This window comes from Paenibacillus sp. FSL P2-0136 (assembly GCF_037975325.1).
Lineage (GTDB): Bacteria > Bacillota > Bacilli > Paenibacillales > Paenibacillaceae > Paenibacillus_AQ > Paenibacillus_AQ silagei.
Genome location: NZ_CP150244.1, coordinates 3,011,754 through 3,029,262 on the forward strand (window position 1 = coordinate 3,011,754; position 17,509 = coordinate 3,029,262).

Sequence of the window (17,509 nt, forward strand, 5' to 3'; positions counted from 1 at the left end):
GAGCGCCACGTAAGCCGAATGTAATCGGAAAACCGAACACAATGGGTATGCGCCCTGGTTAACGTTATATGTCGCCACAAAGAGACGGGTGGAAAAGTGAGGTATATCCTATGCGTGGCATGAGGCACCCGCATTGTTCCACAAGCATCGTTCCACCCGCAGCCTGCCTGGTTTGAAATTATGAAGAAGGAGCAGTGACGAGCTGCGCGAATCTCCGCGTGGTCTCGCGTATATCCTCAGCTCCGGCAATGGCCGAGATGATGGAGAGACCATCCGCACCCGCCCGGATTACCGGTGGGGCATTCTCCAGGGTGATGCCGCCGATTCCCACCACAGGAATGCTCAGGCCGCTTCGTCTTAGCTCTTCAATGACAGTAGTTCCCCGGACGGCCTGGGCATCATCCTTGGACGAAGTAGGATAGACAGGACCGACTCCGAGATAATCGGCGCCGTCCGCGATAGCCTGCCGGGCTTCCGTCAGATTATGTGCGGAGACTCCGATGATCTTATGCTCACCGAGCTGTTCCCGGATCAGCCTGGCAGGCAGATCATCCTGGCCGACATGAATGCCATCGGCATCCAGCGCAGCGGCAAGCTCCAGATCATCGTTCACGATGAACGGGATGTTATAGGCCCGGCAGATCTGCCGGAGCTGTTGCCCTAGACGGAGCAGTGCGGCACCCTTGAGCGCAGCAGGACCCTTTTCCCGGAATTGGAACAGAGTGATGCCCCCAGCGGCAGCAGCGGTTAAAGTGTCCTCGGGTGATTGGCGGCAGTTCACACTGCCCATAATGAAGTACAGCTTCAGCAGTCTGCGCATATCCTCGATGTCTATCCGTGTCATAGCGGTATCCCCCTTGATCTCATCCGGTTCCCATAAGCAAAATGATTCGTCGGCCCCTGCCCGGCCCCGATATTCAGACTATCCTCAATCGCCGCTTGAATGAAGGCCTTGGCGGTATGGACCGCTTCAGGCATGGAGCGGCCCAGCGCAAGACCCGCCGTCACCGCAGCCGAGAAGGTACAGCCGGTTCCGTGAGTATGCTTCGTCGCAATCCGCGGGCTGGACATATACTGGAATTCCCGTCCGTCATAGAGCAGATCCACGGCCTCATCTCCTGAGGAGTCATGTCCGCCTTTCAAGATAATGTACTCGGGTCCCATCTGATGAAGCAGTCTTGCCGCCTGTTCCCGGTCTTCCCGGCTCTCAATCTTCATACCTGTCAACATCTCTGCTTCTGGAAGATTGGGGGTGATGGCAAGCGAGAGAGGAAGCAGGCTTGTAATCAGCGCCTGTACTGCCTCCTGGAGCAGCAGCTGTGAGCCGCCCTTGGCGACCATGACCGGATCGATCACCAGCTTCTGCTGCCAGCCGTACTGCTGCACTTTACTGGCAACCACGCGGATAATGTCACTGCTGAACAGCATCCCTGTCTTAATGGCATCCGGCGGCAGATCACTGCCGATCGAATCTAACTGGGCTGCAACGGTCTCCGGCTCCATCGGATAGACGCCCTGGACTCCTAATGTATTTTGGGCGGTGAGTGCAGTAAGTGCAGACATGCCGTACACCCCCAGCTCCTGAAACGTCTTCAAGTCCGCCTGAATCCCGGCCCCGCCGCCGCTGTCAGAGCCGGCAATGGTCAACGCTTTGCGTATGCTAGTCATCTTGTTCTCTCCTTTGAGGTGCGCTTTCTAGGCTTCGAGCAGCTTCAGCCGTGAGCGGCTGCTGTATTGCTCCGGGGTCACTAGTGACAATTGATTCAGGAACAAGGTCTGGAAGCTGCCCGGACCTTGGGCTTCAGCCGCCTCAGCGGCAAGCTCTGCTGCCACGCCGTAGAAGGAGAGGGCCTCGGCCGCCGCCTCAAGCACCTCCCCGCCGCTTACGGCAAGAAATGCACCCACCACCGCACTGAGCAGACAGCCGGTTCCGGTTACCCGGGTCAGGATGGAATGCCCGTTGCTGGCGATATAAGTGCGCTTGCCATCTGTGATGATGTCTTCCTTGCCGGTGATAATTACGACACAGTTCAGCTTCTGCGCTGCTTTAATGGCTAGAGCTACTACATCGCCCTCGCCTGCTCCGGCATCCACGCCTTTGCTAGCCCAGCTCTCCCCGGCCACATTGGCAACCTCGGCCACATTGCCGCGCAGCGCAGTAAGCTGTAGCTCACTGAGCAGCTTAGCTGTAACATCCGTGCGGTAGGCGGTAGCACCGGCTCCAACGGGATCAAGCACGAGCGGTACATGGTGGCGGTTCGCAGCCTTTCCGGCTTCGATCATGGAAGCAATGGCAGCTTCATTCAGTGTACCGATGTTCAGCACAACCGCGCCGGACATGGCGGCGACATCCGCTACTTCTTCAATGGCATCGGCCATGAACGGCGAAGCTCCCAGGGCCAGAAGCCCATTAGCTGTGAAGTTAGCAACTACGATATTCGTGATATTATGCACCAGCGGGTTCGCCTGGCGTACTTTGGACAGATAAGACATATGAATTCCTCCTGAAAGATGTAATTAAAAATTAATAAAAGCATTCTTAACATCCACTTCGGCAGCCAGCAGACCGTTCTCGCTCAGCCACTGGTTCACCTTCTCCCATGATGCGCTGTCCTGATAGCCGAAGGGCTGGGAACCGGCATCCATCAGCGGCAGCAGGATCTCCAGACTGCGCTGCTCAATGGCTTCATCCAGCGGTGCGGTATCCTCCTGATGGGTAAGCAGCAGCTTCAGCGCTTCATCCGGGTGATCGGCTACATACTGCTGGCCTTTTCTGATGGCATCCACGAATTTGTGATAAAAGCCCTGTGAATCCTGCAGTCCCTGTTCACTGGCGACCAGCACCAGCTCATAATAATCCGGGACCCCGTAATCCACAGGATTGAAAGAGCGGACCGGATGGCCTTCCTGCTCCAGAATCAGCTGCTCATGGTTGATGAACCCGCCCATAATGCCATCCACCCGTCCGGTGGAGAGAGCAGGGATCAGCTCATAGCCGACATCCACCAGCTTGAGGGAGGAAGGGTCCCCGCCGTCGCTTTTGACCATCGTGTTCAGCATGGCTTCATACAACGGGACGGAGGAATATCCGGCTTGCTTGCCGGACAGCTCTCCCGGGCGGGTAATGCCGCTGTCTGCAGCTACCATGAGATGATTCAGCGGGTGGCGCACCAGCGCAGCAATCGACTTGATCGGAATCTGCTCCCCCCGTGCCATCAATACCTGCGGCTGGTAACTGAGTGCCAGGTCCACCTTTCCCGCAGCAACAAGCTTCAGCGCATCATTGGTATCGGCCGGCATCTGAATATCAACCTCCAGACCTTCCTCGGCGAAATAGCCTTCAGCTTCTGCCGCATACAAAAAAGAGTGGACAGCATTGGGATACCAGTCGAGCATAATCGTCAGCTTATGGACTGCGCCTTCGGCTCCAGTCCCAGCTTCAGAAGTGGCTGTAGTCCCCGCCGAAGAGCCGGAGGACGCCGGACTGTTCGTATTGGTGCAGCCTGCCAGGACGGGCAGCATACAGAGCAGCAGAGCAGACAGTAGAACGGTTGGCCTTGAAATCGCATGGTGCAGATAACGGAAATAGCGGATAGTAGTCATGAATAACGTCCTCTTTTCTTCAGAATAATCTTCTCCAGTGCGGCGACAGCCAGAAACAGCAGGATACCGAGCACGGATAACAAGACAACAGCGGCGAACATCTTGGCACTCTGGAGATTCCCTGCCATTCTGCGGCTGAAATAGCCCAGCCCCTGGCTGCCTCCAAGCCATTCCCCGATGGTTGCACCGATCACACAGTACACAGCCGACAGCTTCAGTCCGGAGAAAAAAGAGGGCAGGGCCAGCGGAACGCCCACCTTCCCGAGAATCTGCCAGCGGTTCGCGCCATATGTCAGCAGCAGCTCCCGGTAGGCGTCCGTGTTCTTGGACAAGCCGTCATAGGTGCCGATGACCACCGGGAAGAAAGCGGTCAGGAAGACAACGGCGACCTTACTCCATAGGGTGTAGCCGAACCACATGATGAACAGGGGAGAGAGCGCGATCAGCGGAACCGTCTGGCTGATGATCAGCAGCGGGTACAGCGCCTTGGCCAGCGGACTGAACAGGTGCATGGCGATTCCCAGCAGGCAGCCGCAGACCACAGACAGTGCGAAGCCCGTGAGTACCTCAAGCAGTGTAGCCGGCAGATGCACCCCGAATAACAGGCGGCGTTCCTCCAGCAAGGCCTTGCAGACCGCAGACGGAGCCGGAAGAATGAAGGGAGGAACCAGGCCCAGCCGGGCTACAGTCTCCCAGACTGCAAGCGTCAGCAGGGCGAGCAGGGAAGCCGGACCGTAATGCTGGAGCAAGCTTCTAGGAGCGGCGGTTCTCATATAGCTTCAGCTCCAATTCCTGGCGCAGGGCGGCGAACTGCGGTTGATAGTTCAGACTGTGATGGCGCGGACGGGGGAGACCGGCTGGGAATTCCTGCATCCCGCCGCCGCTGCCCGTCATTAGATAGATTCTGTCACTGAGCAGCAGAGCCTCCTCCAGATCATGGGTGATGAACAGCACCGTCTTGTCCAGCTCCGCCCATAACTCGAGCAGCCAGCGCTGCAGTGAGCGCTTGGTAATGGCATCGAGCGCCCCGAACGGCTCATCGAGCAGCAGCAGGTCATTCCCCGCCGCCACGGTGCGGAGGACCGCCACGCGCTGGCGCATCCCGCCGGACAGCTCCTGGGGATAAGCCCCTTCGGTTCCCTCTAGGCCGAAGCGTTGCAGCAGGGTAAGAATCTCGGCCACGGCGGCCGCTTTGGGACGGCTGCGCTTGAGTTCCCAGGGCAGCAGACAGTTGTCCAGCACGGTCCGCCAAGGCAGGAGAAGATCCTGCTGCGGCATGTAGGCCACACTGCCCAGCCTCTTCGCTGCTGTAGCGGACTCGGCTCCGTTCAGCGTAATCCTGCCGTTGTCCGGCTCCAGCAGGCCGGCGATGATTTTGAACAAGGTGCTTTTGCCGCATCCGCTTCCGCCTACGACAGAAATGAATTCGCCGCGCTGCACATTCATGGATAGCTCTGAGAAGACGGGTGTCCGGGACGAACCGGTCCCGAAAGCATAGGATAGATTGCTAATGTTGATCATAAGACTATGTACAAGCCTCCCCGGATTGAAATAGAACCTGCGCGGAGCACAAAAAAGCCCCATTCATTCCCGGAGGCAATGAATGGGGCGGAAGGTACAGTCGGCTGCGGCCCTGTGACGGGAACCACTGATACATTCTGCTCCACTTCCCTCCGCTGGTATGATCCAGATCAGGTTCAAAGGGTCCGGAGCTTAAGCTCCGTCTCAGTCGGCCGACTCCCCTAGTGAATTAACAGGTGTTATTGAATTCGTAATTGCTACTTAATATACCACAAATTCCCCTCTTGTAAAGAGCAGGCGGTCAGCGCTTCGCCAGACCGGTCACGAACAAGGTGACGATGCCCCGGGAGATGTCCAGCTTGGAGGAGTGGTGCCGCTTCTGCTCATACAGGTACAGATCAGGGCTGAGAACAGAGATTAAGGCCGTGGCCGCAAAGACAGGATCAATGTCAATAATCTCATCGCCCTCCGCAGCACGCTGCAGCAGCTCTGTCATCATCACCCCCAGCCGCTGAAAAAAAGGATGCTCAAACTGGGTCAGCTGCTTCTTACCTGTGAACTCGGCTTTGATCATATTCAGCAGCTCGGCATACTGCTCAATGAAATCGGCAATCTGCTCAATGCTGCTCTGCAGCTGAGCGAGAGCCGGAGCTTCACCGGCACTGGCAGCCACCTGCTGCTCCAGCCCGGACAGGAATTGATCTGCGCTGCCCTTCAGCAGTGCAGAACAGATCTCACCCTTGTCCGTGAAGCGGCGGTACAGGGAGCCTTGTCCTATGCCTGCCCGCTTGGCAATGCTGTACATGCTGACTGCCTCAAGTCCGCTCTCGGTGAACAACTGGCGTGCAGCTTCAAGAATCCGCTGTACATAAGGATCGGCGGACTCGGACGGAGCGGATTCTTTGGCTTGCGGAGCTGAGCGCGGGAGCTGTGCAGCATCGGTGTCTGGCTTTTTCATGAGAACCCCTTTCAGAAATAAATCAGCGATTTACAGAAAAATAAATAAAAGAATTGACACAACGGACAATTGTCCGTAGACTATGAATTGCACTTACGGACAGTTGTCCGTTCACTCATTATATAGAACAATCTGCCCGCAGGTCAATGTAGAACGCGGACAGCTCAGGAGGAGAAGAGACATGGATCAGACCTTGAAGCAGGAAGCCGATTTCCGGCTGTCCAGCATTCTGGTTCCGCTGCTGGCCATTATTGCCGGAGTATTTATGGTTGTGCTGGACAGTACGGCGATGAATGTAGCCTTGTCCAGGCTGGTGGTGGATTTCAAGACGGACCTGCATACGCTGCAGTGGGTAGTTACCGGATATATGCTGGCTCAGGCTTCAGTTATTCCGCTGTCAGGCTGGCTGTCTGACCGGTTCGGGGCCAAGACGGTCTTCCTGACGGCGGTAATTGTGTTTACGATAGGCTCGATTCTGTGCGCTACACCAAGCAGCGCCGAATGGCTGATTGTTTTCCGGGTCATTCAGGGACTAGGCGGCGGCTGTGTGCTCCCTGTCGGGATGGCCTATGTGTACAGACTGGCCCCCAAAAGTAAGGTTGGCGTTGTCATGGGGATTATGGGCATTCCCGTCCTGTTCGCACCCGCTATTGGTCCGGTATTGTCGGGCTGGCTGGTTGAATACCATTCCTGGCGCTGGATCTTCCTCATTAATATTCCGATTGGCATCATTGCTGTGCTGATCGGACTGCGCAAGCTGCCGAATGCGGCAAAGAACAGCGTGCCCGGCATGGATAAGCTCGGTATGGTTCTTGGACCGCTGGCTTTTGCTTCGTTAACCTACGGGGTTAGCCAGGGCGCGCAGAGCTGGACCTCTGAGAAAACGCTGATCGGGCTGCTGCTGGGCGCTGTGGCGCTGACCGCTTTTGTCATCGCTGAACTGCGCTCCAAGACACCGCTGCTGGAGTTGCGGATTCTGAAATCCGTTGATTTTACGACAGGAATCATCGTGCAGTGGATTGCCCAGTTCGGCTTATACGGCGCACTATTCCTGCTTCCGCAATTTCTGCAGCAGGCCCGGGGCTTCGGCGCATTTGATACCGGTCTGACGCTGCTGCCGCAAGCCATCGCTTCCGGGCTGATGATGCCGATTGCCGGGATCCTGTTCGACCGGATCGGTGTGCGCTGGCTCGTGGTCTGCGGTCTGAGTCTGGTCTCCGGCGCGTTATTCCAGTATTCTCATGTGGATCTTACCACGCAGAGCCGCGATCTGATCCTTCCGCTGATCATGTGCGGGGCTGGAATGGGACTGATGATGATGCCGATGAACACGCATCTGCTCAACAAGGCACCAAGTCATCTGGTGAACCGGGTAACCTCGCTGACGAATTCGATGCAGCAGGTGATTACCTCGCTGGCCGTCTCGACCCTGGTTACGATTCTGACGGCAAGAACAACGGCGCGCGGTACCGAGATGCAGGAGGCCGCTGCCGCTGCCGGAAAGAGTACCGCAGGCGCTTCGCAGGATGCGCTTCTGCTGGCTAAGCAGACGGTATTGTCGCAAGGCTTCGCGGACACGTTCCACATTATGATGTTTGTCGCGCTTGGCGGTGCGGTCCTTGGACTGCTGCTGCGCCGGGGCCGCCATTCCGGAGCTGAGCGTTCCAAGGAAAAGGCGGCACCGGAAATCATGCACGTATAGCTATGCCCACACAGAAGCAGAGCTTGTAACATCCATAAAGCAGCGATTCTCCTTTTGCCGGAGGGTCGCTTTTTTTTGTTGATTTCTGTTCTGAATATCCTGATGCAGGAGCAGAATTTGGGGCAAGCTAAGCTATGGAAAATCAATACAATATAAATCCGATGTATATAATCGGAAAAAGTTATTGACGCAGGTAACACCCCGGTGTTACGATTCATTTTGCCACTAATTACGGTGCCTGAAGAGAAGAAGATACGAGAGGGGATTCATCGAATGAAAAAACTAAGTCTAACTATTATGCTGCTCCTGACCATGGTCACGGCTGCGGCTTGCGGAAGCAACAATACGGACAAGACAGCAACGGGCGGCAACACTCCGGCTGAACCTACGGCTGCGGCTACAGAGGGTGCAGCTTCCGGGGAGCAGAACAGCCTGGAAGCCGTCAAAGCCAGCGGCAAGCTGCGCATCGGAACCGAAGGGACCTACGCACCGTTCACCTTCCATGATGCAGACGGCAAGCTGACGGGCTTCGATGTCGAGATCGCCGAAGAAGTCACCAAGCGCCTGGGTGTGAAGCCGGAGTTCATTGAGACGCAGTGGGACGGGATTTTTGCCGGGATGGATGCGAAGCGCTTCGATGTGATTTTCAATGAAGTCTCTATCACCGATGAGCGCAAAGTGAAATATGATTTCTCCGATCCGTATATTGTCTCCAAGGCTGTGCTGATCGTGCCGGAGGATAATCAGGATATTAAGACATTTGCTGATCTCAAGGGTAAAAAAGCCGGCCAGTCGCTCACCAGCAACCTCGGCAAAATCGCCACAGACAACGGTGCCGAGATCGTATCTACCGAAGGCTTCAACCAGGCGATTGATCTGCTGCTCTCCGGACGGATTGACGCCACTGTCAATGACGGCTTGTCTTTCCTAGATCTGAAGAAGCAGAAGCCGGATGTCAAGATCAAGCAGGTGGATGAGATTGCCGAAGGCTCGCATAGTGCCGCAGTCTTCCTGAAAGGGAATGACGAGCTGGTGCAGGCTGTGAACGAAGCACTGACCGCTATGAAGAGCGACGGAACCTACCTTAAGATCTCCGAGAAGTACTTCGGCACTGACGTATCGAAATGATGGATGACCGCCAAATACAAATATTTCTCGATTCATTGCTGCCTCTGTTCAAAGCAGGGGTGGCTTTTACCCTTCCGTTAGCACTGGTATCATTCATCCTGGGCCTGCTGCTGGCTGTAATTACGGCACTTGCCCGGCTGTCCTCCTGGAGGCTTCCGAGGCTGATCGCCCGCTTCTACGTCTGGGTGATTCGGGGAACGCCGCTGCTGGTGCAGCTGTTTATTATTTTCTATGGACTGCCCGCCGCCGGGATTGTGCTTGATCCATTCATCGCTGCTGTCATCGGGTTCACGCTCAGTGTTGGGGCCTACTCCTCCGAGATTGTCCGGGCTGCCATCCTGTCTATCCACAAAGGCCAGTGGGAGGCCGCGTTCTCGGTGGGAATGAGCCGGAAGCAGGCTCTGCGCCGGGTGATATTGCCTCAAGCGGCCCGTGTGTCGGTTCCGCCGTTATCGAATTCTTTTATTAGCCTGGTTAAGGATACTTCGCTTGCGGCCAGTATTACTTATGTTGAGATTTTCCGAAAAGCCCAGCAGATTGTGGCGACCTCCTATGAACCCCTGCTGCTGTATTGCGAAGCGGCGTTGTTCTATCTGCTGTTCTGTTCCGTGTTATCGGCGCTGCAGAATTACTTGGAGAAGCGGCTGGACCGGTATTCGGCCAGTTAGGGTTAAGGAGGCATACGCATGATTGAAATACGCGATTTACATAAGTCCTTCGGGCCGCTTGCGGTGCTAAAAGGTGTGGATCTCGCCGTTGAACACGGCCAGGTCATGGTCATCATCGGACCTTCCGGCTCCGGCAAAACCACGCTGCTGCGCTGCTTCAACCTGCTGGAGACCCCTGACAAGGGCAGTCTTACGCTGAACACGATTAAGCTGGATTTCACCCCGGGCGCCAAAATTCCACAGCGTACCGTACTGTCCCTGCGCCAGCAGACAGGCATGGTGTTCCAGTCCTATAATCTGTTCCCGCATATGACGGCGATCGGCAATGTCATGGAGGGACAGATCACGGTGCAAAAGCGTTCCAAGGACGAAGCGCGCAGCAAGGCACTGGCACTCTTGGACAAGGTGGGTCTGGCAGACAAGGCAGATGCGTATCCGCATCAGCTGTCCGGCGGCCAGCAGCAGCGTGTAGCGATAGCCCGCGCCATGGCGGTCTCGCCGGAGGTGCTGCTGTTCGATGAGCCTACCTCGGCGCTTGACCCTGAGCTGGTCGGCGAGGTGCTGAAGGTCATCAAGCAGCTGGCCCGGGAGGGGATGACGATGGTTATCGTCACCCATGAGATGAAATTCGCGGCCGATGTGGCCGACCGGATCATCCTGATGGATAACGGAGTCATTCTGGAGCAGGGAACCCCCCGGGAGGTACTGGAGCAGACGAAGAACCCGCGCGCACTTCAATTCCTGAACCGGCTCAGCGGGGAAGAGTGATTGCGGGACGGAGTATATTAAGGCAGACCGGGAGGGGAGTCCTAGTCTGTCTTTTTATTGTTTTGTAGGAAATTATAGTTACTGTCCATTGCGGATATAGTGTACATGCATAAAACCGAATGCAAATGGCTGGTACAACAGTTCATGAGCTAATGTATGTGAAAAACAGCATACATTGTGCTCGCAAGCAGGCATATGGTCTGAATATATGTGAAAAACAGCATACATTGTGCTCGCAAGCAGGCACACGGTCTGAATGTATGTGAAAAACAATATACATTGTGCCCGCAAGCAGGAATATGGACCAAATGTATGTGAAAAACAGCATAAATTGTGTTTACGCGAAGATGAGGTGGTAGGCGAACGTAAACGAAGAAGTGCACTTGAATCCGTGTTTGTAACTCCCCTCTTTAAACAGCGGAGCGGGCGGAATGATTGTGGAGAAGCGGAGCGGTCGCCTTTGTATCCGGATTTTCACCGATTAGGGGAATGAAAAAAATCTGGATGCAAGAGCGATTGGAACAACATTCCGTTTGCGGAGCGTGCTCCTAAGCGTCGCCGTAATTTATACTCCATTACAAATACAATAAAAAAACAAGACTGCCCCTAGCCGTAACGGCTTCCAGGACAGCCTATTATTTATCATACGCGGATAAAGCGGTATGAACGAATCCAACTTTCCTTTACTTCTGTGTGCCGCCATCGCTAACGGACTTCAAGTAGTCCAGCGTGTTATACAGTATTACTGCTGCTTCAGCGCGGGTAATATTGCTCTTCGGATTGAACTTGCCGCTGGCATCGAGGGCAGTGATCTTGTATTTCAGCGCCCGCTGAATGCTGCCCTGATAGGAAGGGTCCAGCGCGTCTGCATCTGTAAGTTCAACTGGGACAAGATTTATCATCGGCAGGTTACCGGCCTTTTCCACAGCTTGAACCAGCATACTGGTATACAGCTCTTTGGTAATCGGCTTGGCCGGATCGATATTGGCCGGGATATTCACACCATTATAATGGGCATTGATGAAGGCTTCGGCGTACCAGGCATTGTCTTTTACTTTGGAGAACAGCGCACTTGCCTGTGGTGCCTTATTGAAATCAATCGCTGCCAGGCTAAGCTGGAGACCGCCGGAGATAAACTGTATCCCTTGCGCTGTAGTTACTGTGGATGCCGGCAGAAATTGGGTGTCGGAGATTCCTTTGATCAGGCCTTGCTCCTTCAGAGAGTTGATCTTATCCTTACCGGTAACCTGGCCGATATCTTTGAAGCTGCTGCCGGCTGCGAAAATTTGTCCGCCAAGAGAGAAGGAAAGGAGGGTTACTGCTGTAATAGCTGCGATCGTGTTTTTTTTCATACTCATCTGAATTCCACCTCTATTATAGGGTTGGGCCGTTTGGCCTGTATCAACTCCTCTAACGTAATGAGATCAGAAAAGGTTGCAAGCGAATGTATCCCGGTCTACAGGTCCGGCCAGCTACATCATTTCCTGAAACAGCAGATTGCGGTAGGGGTACCGGCTGAATCTGGTCTTGAACAGCAGGGCTATTCCGCTTTCTTCAATCGTTACGGATTTCAGTGACGTTGTCTTCACATGGCTGCGGACCATCGCCCTTACCGCCCGGTTGTCCTTACGCCGGATGGCGGCAGCCATCGCTTCCGCGAAGCTCCGGTTAACCGCAAGCTCGCGGTACAACGGGATGATGGAACGCGCTATGCAGCGGTGGGCGTCTGTATTGAAGGTGAACTGAGCGGTTCCCGGCGGAATCGTCGTGCCATTGGTATAGAAGGCAACAGGCAGCGGGAAAGGGAAAGAGATGAAATAACCGATCCCGTTCGTTCCGTAATTCTCCGCATCCGCAAGTGCGGGGATACTGTGGAGCAAGCTGCCCATCAGGTCCAGGTCGGCAGTGACAATCGCGGTTGTCCATTGCCTGGCATAACTGCGGTTTCCGGCAATTTTCCGGTAGAACGGCAGCATGGCCGCAGCTACGCTGCGCAGTACACGGGCTGTTACAAGCCGCTGCGTCTGCTTAGGTTGTACTTTCGCCATCCGGATCATCCTCACTTTTTTACAGATTCGTTTCAATATAAGCACCTATAGGTTTTATGTGATCTTGATATAGAGTATGGGGATAGCGGGCACTTCGGAATGGGCGGACCCGGTTTCGGCAGAAATATTATCTGTGCGTGGAGCGGCAGAGGGGGGGCTATTACGGGCAAGTGGTGTTATACTGGTGTCAGGACTTTTCTTTGACGGGCAAGTTTGTTATGCTTATATCGTAACGATTACTAATTATTCTGCGGGAATTGTTCTGCTTCCGGAAAGGTGGGAACCCGGGTGAACCGAGTGGCAAATATCAGCCAGCAGTTTGCGGCTCATAATTATAAGCTTACACCACAGCGTGAGGCGATAGTGAGGGTGCTGCTGGATAATGAGAAGGATCATCTAAGCGTGGAAGAGGTATATATGCTGGTCAAGCGCAGTTACCCGCATTTGGGGCTGGCGACCGTCTACCGTACCTTGGAGCTGCTGTGTGAACTTCATATTGTGCAAAAAATGAATTTCGGCGACGGCGTCGCCCGTTATGATCTGCGCGACGACGATCATGTGCATATGCATCATCACCTGATCTGCAATGTATGCGGTAAGCTGGAAGAGATCAAGGATGATTGGCTGGTGGAGCTGGAGGCGCGGGTAGCCCGTGAATATGGCTTCAGTGTGACTGATCACCGTCTCGATTTCAAAGGCACCTATAATAGCTGTCAAAAGAACGGCTGCAAGGGCGACAAGGACTGCCGCGCCGTCTCATAAGCACAACTGCAACGCACAGAAGGCGCAGGGCTGAAGTTCAGCCTGCGCCTTCTTGCTAATATAAGAAGTTATAGGTTTTACTCTATAACTTATCCTTCTATTTCTCGCTGAAACGGTGCCGTCCCTAAAAGGACGGCAAAGCCGTTTCCACTGGTGTATAAGGAATCTGCGAAATGCCGCTGCTAGGAGCGGTTCGGAACGAAGGATTTGATCCAGGTTCCGAAGCTGCCGGGATTGCGGGTCTGAACCAGGATCACCCCTTCGCCGCGGAACCGGCAGACCAGGGCCTCGCCGCTGGTTAAGCTGTTCAGCCAGCCGGAGGCTGCTTTTTCCACCTTGTAATCCATATAGTCCGGCCAAGCTACAAGGTGTCCGTTATCGATGATCATCTCTTCACCCGGCCCGAGGTTAATGGCGTGAATTGCTCCGAAGGAGGAGAGGAAGACGGTGCCCCTGCCGCTGATTTCCAGAATGAAGAAGCCTTCGCCGGAGAACAGGCCGCGGGTCAGATTCTGCATCTTGGTATTGACCTGAATGCCTTGGGTTCCCGCCAGGAAGCCGTCCTTCTGTACGATCAGCTTGTACGACCCGTCCAGCTCAATGGCCTGTACATCCCCGATGGAACCGGGTGAGAGCAGCACCTCACTCTGTCCGCGCGTGGCGGTCAGCTCCTGGAAGAAGAATTTCTCCCCGCTCAGCATGCGGCCCAGGCCGCGCATAATTCCGCCGTCCACGGTGCCCCGCAGCTCCACATTCGGTGACATGGCGACCATCGCACCCATCTCCGCCTTAACGCTCTCGCCCGGCTCCAGCAGGACCTTAAGCATGGCGAAGGCGCCGTCATACAGCACATCATATTTCATAATAGTGTTCCTCCTCATTCTTCCGGTTGTATTCCTATGATCACAGGTATGTAGCTTGCTCCTCAAGGATACTGTAACAGGCTGTTCTACTGCAAGCCGCGCTTTAGGCAACAAGGAGCTAACATGCGGTAAGAGATGATTATAGTGAAGAGTACCGGGCAGCGATTAAGATATTGTGTTAAAATTGAACAGACAGTGCAGCCGCACTGAATATACGATTGACAAGGAGTGTCGCCGCTTATGGCACGGACAAGAACGCAGAAGGCGCTGCTTAAGGCAGAGCGCTCAGGCACATGGTGTGCAGAAAGAAACCGCAGACTCAATCAGGATTACGGGGCCATCTCCCAGCATGTCAGAGTTACACCCGGCAAACGCCAGCAACTGAATAAGGTCAAACACAAGGAGCGGATCTTCCATGATGGCGCTCCTTTTGCATGCCTGGGAGCAGCGGGGTAATACTTATACCTGTGCCCTGCTGTGAATACGGTACTCCTTGGGCGACATGCCGAACCGGCTGCGGAAAATCCGGTGGAAATAGGTATAGTTCGCAAAACCGCAGGTCTCGGAGACATGCTCCAGCGGCATGGGGCTGAACGTAATCTTTTCCCGGGCCATATCCAGCCGTACATCATTTACATATTTAACAATCGTGGTGCCGAAGGCTTCCTTGAACAGATGAACCGCCCGGGAGACAGAGATATCCACATGTGCGGCCACATCCTCCAGCCGGAAGGCGTAAGAGGCGTGTTCCTCAACGTACTGCTTCATCCGGTAAGCCAGATAAGCCTTCGGTGAGATCGCGGGCTGATCAATCATCAGCCGGTCAATCTCCATACATAGAATCTGCAGATAACAAGCAGAGATATCCGGAGAGGAGTCCGACAAGCGGCGCTGCTCCAGCACAAGCTGGCGGAAGAGGCCTAGAATATGATCACTCATCGGCAGGCGGAGTACCGCCGGACGCTGCTTGCGTCCCCACCATTCTTCAATCCACGGGCCGCTGCAAAAGATATGATAGTCACCGCTCTCGATCCTCGGCTTGCCGACGGGATAGACTTCCTTGTCGATACTCAAGTAGTAGGGATCATTCGGTGCGAACAGCATGAGATCACCGCTCTCAACGGTCGTAATGGCTCCGTTCTCCCTGGTGCGGCTGCGCCCTTCAGTCTGGAGCCGCAGCAGATAATACTGTACACCCTCGCTGCGTGACATATGAAATGGTTTGCGGTGGAAGGAGAATCCGGCGGATAGAATGTGGCAAGCGGCAGATGTTGTCATGTGTCCCTCCTAGTCTAATAAATGATAAGCAGATTGTTCATGTTTTAATCATATTATTCATTTTATTATATACGCTTTCATATTACCATGTAGCTAAGCAAAAAACATATAAATGATGTGGAGAAGGCCGTATTGCGGCGCTAATCGCTACATTTACAAACTCTGGAAGCAGTGGATGAAACCATGAGAACGCTGCGTTCTCCAATGTTTACAGCCCGTTTGTTCAGGTGATGCGCTTCAGGGAAGGTAACCGGGAGTGCGGCGGCAGCAAGAACAGGATAACTCCGGATCATATAAGGAGTGGGAATAACAATGCTTAAGGTTGGACTGCAGCTGTACACGCTGAGAGAAGAACTGGAACAGGATTTCGAGGGAACTATACGTAAGGTAGCCGAGCTGGGTTACAGCGGTGTGGAGTTCTTCCACTATTTCGGCCGTACGGCCGGGCAGGTGAAGGCGCTGCTTGAAGAGACAGGGCTTGTTGCTGTCGGAGCACACCGCCCGTACGATGCGATGCTGAATGATACGGAGCAGGAGATCACCTTCAATCTGGAGATCGGCAACCGCAATCTGATCGTGCCTTATCTGACAGAAGAACAACGGAACTGGCCGGAGGTAGCCGCGGGTCTGCGGACCATCGGCGAGAAATGCAAGGCTGCCGGTGCTGTTCTGTCTTATCATAATCATGATTTTGAATTCACGGAGAAGGTTGACGGCCAGCCGGCCTTTGATTATCTGTTCGAAGCGGTGCCTGCTGAGCAGCTTCAAGTGGAGATGGATACATGCTGGGTGTATTACGGCGGATATGATCCGGCAGAATATATCCGTAAGTATGCAGGCCGCCTGCCGATCATCCACCTCAAGGATCTGAAGAAGAAAGAAGACGGCTCACCGGAGACTGTAGTACTCGGCGAAGGTGAAGTGGATCTGGCTGCGATCATTGAAGCAGCAGCTAGCGCTGGTGTGGAATGGGCAGTGGTGGAGCAGGACTTCTGCAGCCGCTCGCCGCTTGGTAGTGTCGCTGACAGCTTGAACTGGATCAAAACATATGAGAATCAAGGAGGAAGTATTCATGTCTAACAAACTCAAAATTGCTATTATCGGTTGCGGTGGTATTGCAAACGGCAAACATATGCCAAGCCTTGCCCGTCAGGAGGATGCCGAAATGGTGGCATTCTGTGATATCGTGGAAGAACGTGCCCAGGAGGCTGCCAAGACTTACGGCTCGGAAGGCGCTGCCGTATTTACCGATTTCCGTGAGCTGCTGGCAACGGGCGGATTCGATATCGTGCATGTCTGCACGCCGAATGACAGCCATTCCGAGATTACGGTTGCTGCACTGGAAGCCGGCAATCATGTATTGTGTGAGAAGCCGATGGCCAAGACCACTGCACAGGCTAAGGAAATGCTGGATGCTGCCAAGCGTACTGGCAAGAAATTGTCCATCGCTTATCAGAACCGTTTCCGCGCAGACAGTGAATATCTGAAGGGGCTGTGTGAAGAAGGGGAGCTTGGCGATATCTATTACGGTAAGGCTATTGCGCTTCGCCGTCGCGCTGTACCAACCTGGGGCGTGTTCCTGGATGAAGAGAAACAGGGCGGAGGACCGCTGATCGATATCGGTACCCATGCGCTGGATCTGACACTCTGGCTGATGAATAACTACAAGCCGCGTATGGTGGTAGGCTCTACCTTCCATAAGCTGGGCCAGAAGAAAAATGCCGCAAATGCCTTCGGTCCATGGGACCCTGAACAATTCAAGGTAGAAGATTCCGCCTTCGGCTTCATTACAATGGAGAACGGTGCTACAATTGTACTTGAATCGAGCTGGGCGCTGAATGTGTCCGAATTCGGCGAAGCTAAGACGATGCTTGCCGGAACGGAAGGCGGTGCGGATATGAAGGACGGGCTGCGTCTGAACGGTGAACGTGCCGGCCGCCTGTATGAGACCAAGGTGGACCTGTCCTCCGGCGGTGTAGCCTTCTACAGCGGAGCTGCGGAGAATGAAGCAGACCGTGAAGCCCGTCTGTGGCTGGAAGCCGTAAGAGAAGACAAGGATCCGGTGGTTCTGCCGGAGCAGGCCTTCGTAGTTACCCAGATTCTTGAAGCGGTGTATGAATCAGCACGTACCGGACGCGCCGTATATTTCGACGGAAGTTCTGACAACTAAGAGCCTCTTCCGGTTCACGCGACTATTAGACAAACAGGAG

The 17,509-nt window shown here is 54.5% G+C and carries 19 protein-coding genes and 1 riboswitch; of the genes, 8 read left to right on the top strand and 11 right to left on the bottom strand.

The genetic code is table 11. The annotated features are described in order from the left end of the window. Positions 1–178: 178 nt before the first annotated feature. The 7 genes from thiE to NYE26_RS12530 form a co-directional block, all read right to left on the bottom strand. Positions 179–844, bottom strand: coding sequence for a thiamine phosphate synthase (thiE, locus tag NYE26_RS12500; RefSeq protein WP_339256189.1), 666 nt, complete (start codon positions 842–844; stop codon positions 179–181). Further along, complete coding sequence (gene thiD, locus NYE26_RS12505; protein ID WP_339256191.1) at positions 841–1,668, bottom strand: bifunctional hydroxymethylpyrimidine kinase/phosphomethylpyrimidine kinase; 828 nt, start codon at positions 1,666–1,668, stop codon at positions 841–843. Before thiD ends, thiE begins: the two co-directional genes overlap by 4 nt. Before the next feature lie 27 nt (positions 1,669–1,695). Further along, positions 1,696–2,499, bottom strand: a complete 804-nt coding sequence (gene thiM / locus NYE26_RS12510) for a hydroxyethylthiazole kinase (RefSeq protein ID WP_339257454.1) — start codon at positions 2,497–2,499, stop codon at positions 1,696–1,698. Between the two features lie 18 nt (positions 2,500–2,517). Next, positions 2,518–3,603, bottom strand: coding sequence for an ABC transporter substrate-binding protein (locus NYE26_RS12515; RefSeq protein WP_339256193.1), 1,086 nt, complete (start codon positions 3,601–3,603; stop codon positions 2,518–2,520). Continuing rightward, a complete protein-coding gene (locus NYE26_RS12520) occupies positions 3,600–4,376 on the bottom strand; it encodes an ABC transporter permease (RefSeq protein ID WP_209873270.1) in 777 nt (258 codons plus the stop codon). Before NYE26_RS12520 ends, NYE26_RS12515 begins: the two co-directional genes overlap by 4 nt. Then, positions 4,357–5,124 carry an ABC transporter ATP-binding protein gene (locus NYE26_RS12525; RefSeq protein WP_339256196.1) on the bottom strand — a complete coding sequence of 256 codons (768 nt, stop codon included), beginning with the start codon at positions 5,122–5,124 and terminating at the stop codon, positions 4,357–4,359. Before NYE26_RS12525 ends, NYE26_RS12520 begins: the two co-directional genes overlap by 20 nt. A gap of 130 nt (positions 5,125–5,254) precedes the next feature. Next, positions 5,255–5,357, bottom strand: a riboswitch (TPP riboswitch). A gap of 68 nt (positions 5,358–5,425) precedes the next feature. Continuing rightward, a complete protein-coding gene (locus NYE26_RS12530; RefSeq protein ID WP_339256198.1) occupies positions 5,426–6,082 on the bottom strand; it encodes a TetR/AcrR family transcriptional regulator in 657 nt (218 codons plus the stop codon). A 181-nt stretch (positions 6,083–6,263) separates the two neighbouring features. Here NYE26_RS12530 and NYE26_RS12535 point away from each other — a divergent pair, with 181 nt between their 5' ends. From NYE26_RS12535 to NYE26_RS12550, 4 genes are all read left to right on the top strand, one after another. Continuing rightward, entirely contained in the window at positions 6,264–7,784 is a 1,521-nt protein-coding gene (locus tag NYE26_RS12535) for a DHA2 family efflux MFS transporter permease subunit (protein ID WP_339256200.1), read from the top strand. 273 nt (positions 7,785–8,057) lie between these two features. After that, the gene (locus NYE26_RS12540) at positions 8,058–8,912 is read left to right on the top strand and encodes an amino acid ABC transporter substrate-binding protein (RefSeq protein ID WP_036729159.1); all 855 of its coding nucleotides are present in this window, start codon (positions 8,058–8,060) and stop codon (positions 8,910–8,912) included. Further along, positions 8,912–9,580: an amino acid ABC transporter permease gene (locus NYE26_RS12545; RefSeq protein WP_036729156.1), complete on the top strand. Its 669-nt coding sequence runs from the start codon at positions 8,912–8,914 to the stop codon at positions 9,578–9,580. Before NYE26_RS12540 ends, NYE26_RS12545 begins: the two co-directional genes overlap by 1 nt. Positions 9,581–9,598: 18 nt before the next feature. Beyond that, positions 9,599–10,348, top strand: coding sequence for an amino acid ABC transporter ATP-binding protein (locus NYE26_RS12550; protein ID WP_209873279.1), 750 nt, complete (start codon positions 9,599–9,601; stop codon positions 10,346–10,348). 683 nt (positions 10,349–11,031) lie between these two features. On the opposite strand, the gene NYE26_RS12555 is transcribed toward NYE26_RS12550, so the two are convergent. After that, positions 11,032–11,706, bottom strand: a complete 675-nt coding sequence (locus tag NYE26_RS12555; protein ID WP_339256203.1) for an S-layer homology domain-containing protein — start codon at positions 11,704–11,706, stop codon at positions 11,032–11,034. A 114-nt stretch (positions 11,707–11,820) separates the two neighbouring features. Next, the gene (locus tag NYE26_RS12560) at positions 11,821–12,396 is read right to left on the bottom strand and encodes a hypothetical protein (RefSeq protein WP_036729149.1); all 576 of its coding nucleotides are present in this window, start codon (positions 12,394–12,396) and stop codon (positions 11,821–11,823) included. A gap of 288 nt (positions 12,397–12,684) precedes the next feature. Between NYE26_RS12560 and NYE26_RS12565 the strand changes: the two genes are divergently transcribed. Next, positions 12,685–13,158: a transcriptional repressor gene (locus NYE26_RS12565; RefSeq protein WP_036729146.1), complete on the top strand. Its 474-nt coding sequence runs from the start codon at positions 12,685–12,687 to the stop codon at positions 13,156–13,158. Between the two features lie 182 nt (positions 13,159–13,340). Here the strand turns inward: NYE26_RS12565 and NYE26_RS12570 are convergent, their stop codons facing one another. Further along, positions 13,341–14,021 carry a TIGR00266 family protein gene (locus NYE26_RS12570; protein ID WP_036729143.1) on the bottom strand — a complete coding sequence of 227 codons (681 nt, stop codon included), beginning with the start codon at positions 14,019–14,021 and terminating at the stop codon, positions 13,341–13,343. A 240-nt stretch (positions 14,022–14,261) separates the two neighbouring features. On the opposite strand from NYE26_RS12570, the gene NYE26_RS12575 reads away from it, so the two are divergent. Further along, positions 14,262–14,477, top strand: a complete 216-nt coding sequence (locus NYE26_RS12575) for a hypothetical protein (RefSeq protein ID WP_036729140.1) — start codon at positions 14,262–14,264, stop codon at positions 14,475–14,477. Between the two features lie 3 nt (positions 14,478–14,480). On the opposite strand, the gene NYE26_RS12580 is transcribed toward NYE26_RS12575, so the two are convergent. Continuing rightward, positions 14,481–15,299 (bottom strand): helix-turn-helix domain-containing protein, encoded by an 819-nt coding sequence (locus tag NYE26_RS12580; protein WP_036729137.1) that lies wholly within the window; start codon positions 15,297–15,299, stop codon positions 14,481–14,483. A 312-nt stretch (positions 15,300–15,611) separates the two neighbouring features. Between NYE26_RS12580 and NYE26_RS12585 the strand changes: the two genes are divergently transcribed. Further along, positions 15,612–16,379, top strand: a complete 768-nt coding sequence (locus NYE26_RS12585; protein WP_036729134.1) for a sugar phosphate isomerase/epimerase — start codon at positions 15,612–15,614, stop codon at positions 16,377–16,379. Beyond that, complete coding sequence (locus NYE26_RS12590) at positions 16,372–17,469, top strand: Gfo/Idh/MocA family oxidoreductase (RefSeq protein WP_036729132.1); 1,098 nt, start codon at positions 16,372–16,374, stop codon at positions 17,467–17,469. The genes NYE26_RS12585 and NYE26_RS12590 overlap by 8 nt, the downstream gene beginning before the upstream one ends. Positions 17,470–17,509 lie beyond the last annotated feature (40 nt).

Bases quoted from the DNA above. Each gene is read 5' to 3' on its own strand.
- thiE (WP_339256189.1), bottom strand. From the start codon at position 844: ATGACACGGATAGACATCGAGGATATGCGCAGACTGCTGAAGCTGTAC.
- thiD (WP_339256191.1), bottom strand. From the start codon at position 1,668: ATGACTAGCATACGCAAAGCGTTGACCATTGCCGGCTCTGACAGCGGC.
- NYE26_RS12515 (WP_339256193.1), bottom strand. From the start codon at position 3,603: ATGACTACTATCCGCTATTTCCGTTATCTGCACCATGCGATTTCAAGG.
- NYE26_RS12520 (WP_209873270.1), bottom strand. From the start codon at position 4,376: ATGAGAACCGCCGCTCCTAGAAGCTTGCTCCAGCATTACGGTCCGGCT.
- NYE26_RS12525 (WP_339256196.1), bottom strand. From the start codon at position 5,124: ATGATCAACATTAGCAATCTATCCTATGCTTTCGGGACCGGTTCGTCC.
- NYE26_RS12530 (WP_339256198.1), bottom strand. From the start codon at position 6,082: ATGAAAAAGCCAGACACCGATGCTGCACAGCTCCCGCGCTCAGCTCCG.
- NYE26_RS12535 (WP_339256200.1), top strand. From the start codon at position 6,264: ATGGATCAGACCTTGAAGCAGGAAGCCGATTTCCGGCTGTCCAGCATT.
- NYE26_RS12540 (WP_036729159.1), top strand. From the start codon at position 8,058: ATGAAAAAACTAAGTCTAACTATTATGCTGCTCCTGACCATGGTCACG.
- NYE26_RS12545 (WP_036729156.1), top strand. From the start codon at position 8,912: ATGGATGACCGCCAAATACAAATATTTCTCGATTCATTGCTGCCTCTG.
- NYE26_RS12550 (WP_209873279.1), top strand. From the start codon at position 9,599: ATGATTGAAATACGCGATTTACATAAGTCCTTCGGGCCGCTTGCGGTG.
- NYE26_RS12555 (WP_339256203.1), bottom strand. From the start codon at position 11,706: ATGAGTATGAAAAAAAACACGATCGCAGCTATTACAGCAGTAACCCTC.
- NYE26_RS12560 (WP_036729149.1), bottom strand. From the start codon at position 12,396: ATGGCGAAAGTACAACCTAAGCAGACGCAGCGGCTTGTAACAGCCCGT.
- NYE26_RS12570 (WP_036729143.1), bottom strand. From the start codon at position 14,021: ATGAAATATGATGTGCTGTATGACGGCGCCTTCGCCATGCTTAAGGTC.
- NYE26_RS12575 (WP_036729140.1), top strand. From the start codon at position 14,262: ATGGCACGGACAAGAACGCAGAAGGCGCTGCTTAAGGCAGAGCGCTCA.
- NYE26_RS12580 (WP_036729137.1), bottom strand. From the start codon at position 15,299: ATGACAACATCTGCCGCTTGCCACATTCTATCCGCCGGATTCTCCTTC.
- NYE26_RS12585 (WP_036729134.1), top strand. From the start codon at position 15,612: ATGCTTAAGGTTGGACTGCAGCTGTACACGCTGAGAGAAGAACTGGAA.
- NYE26_RS12590 (WP_036729132.1), top strand. From the start codon at position 16,372: ATGTCTAACAAACTCAAAATTGCTATTATCGGTTGCGGTGGTATTGCA.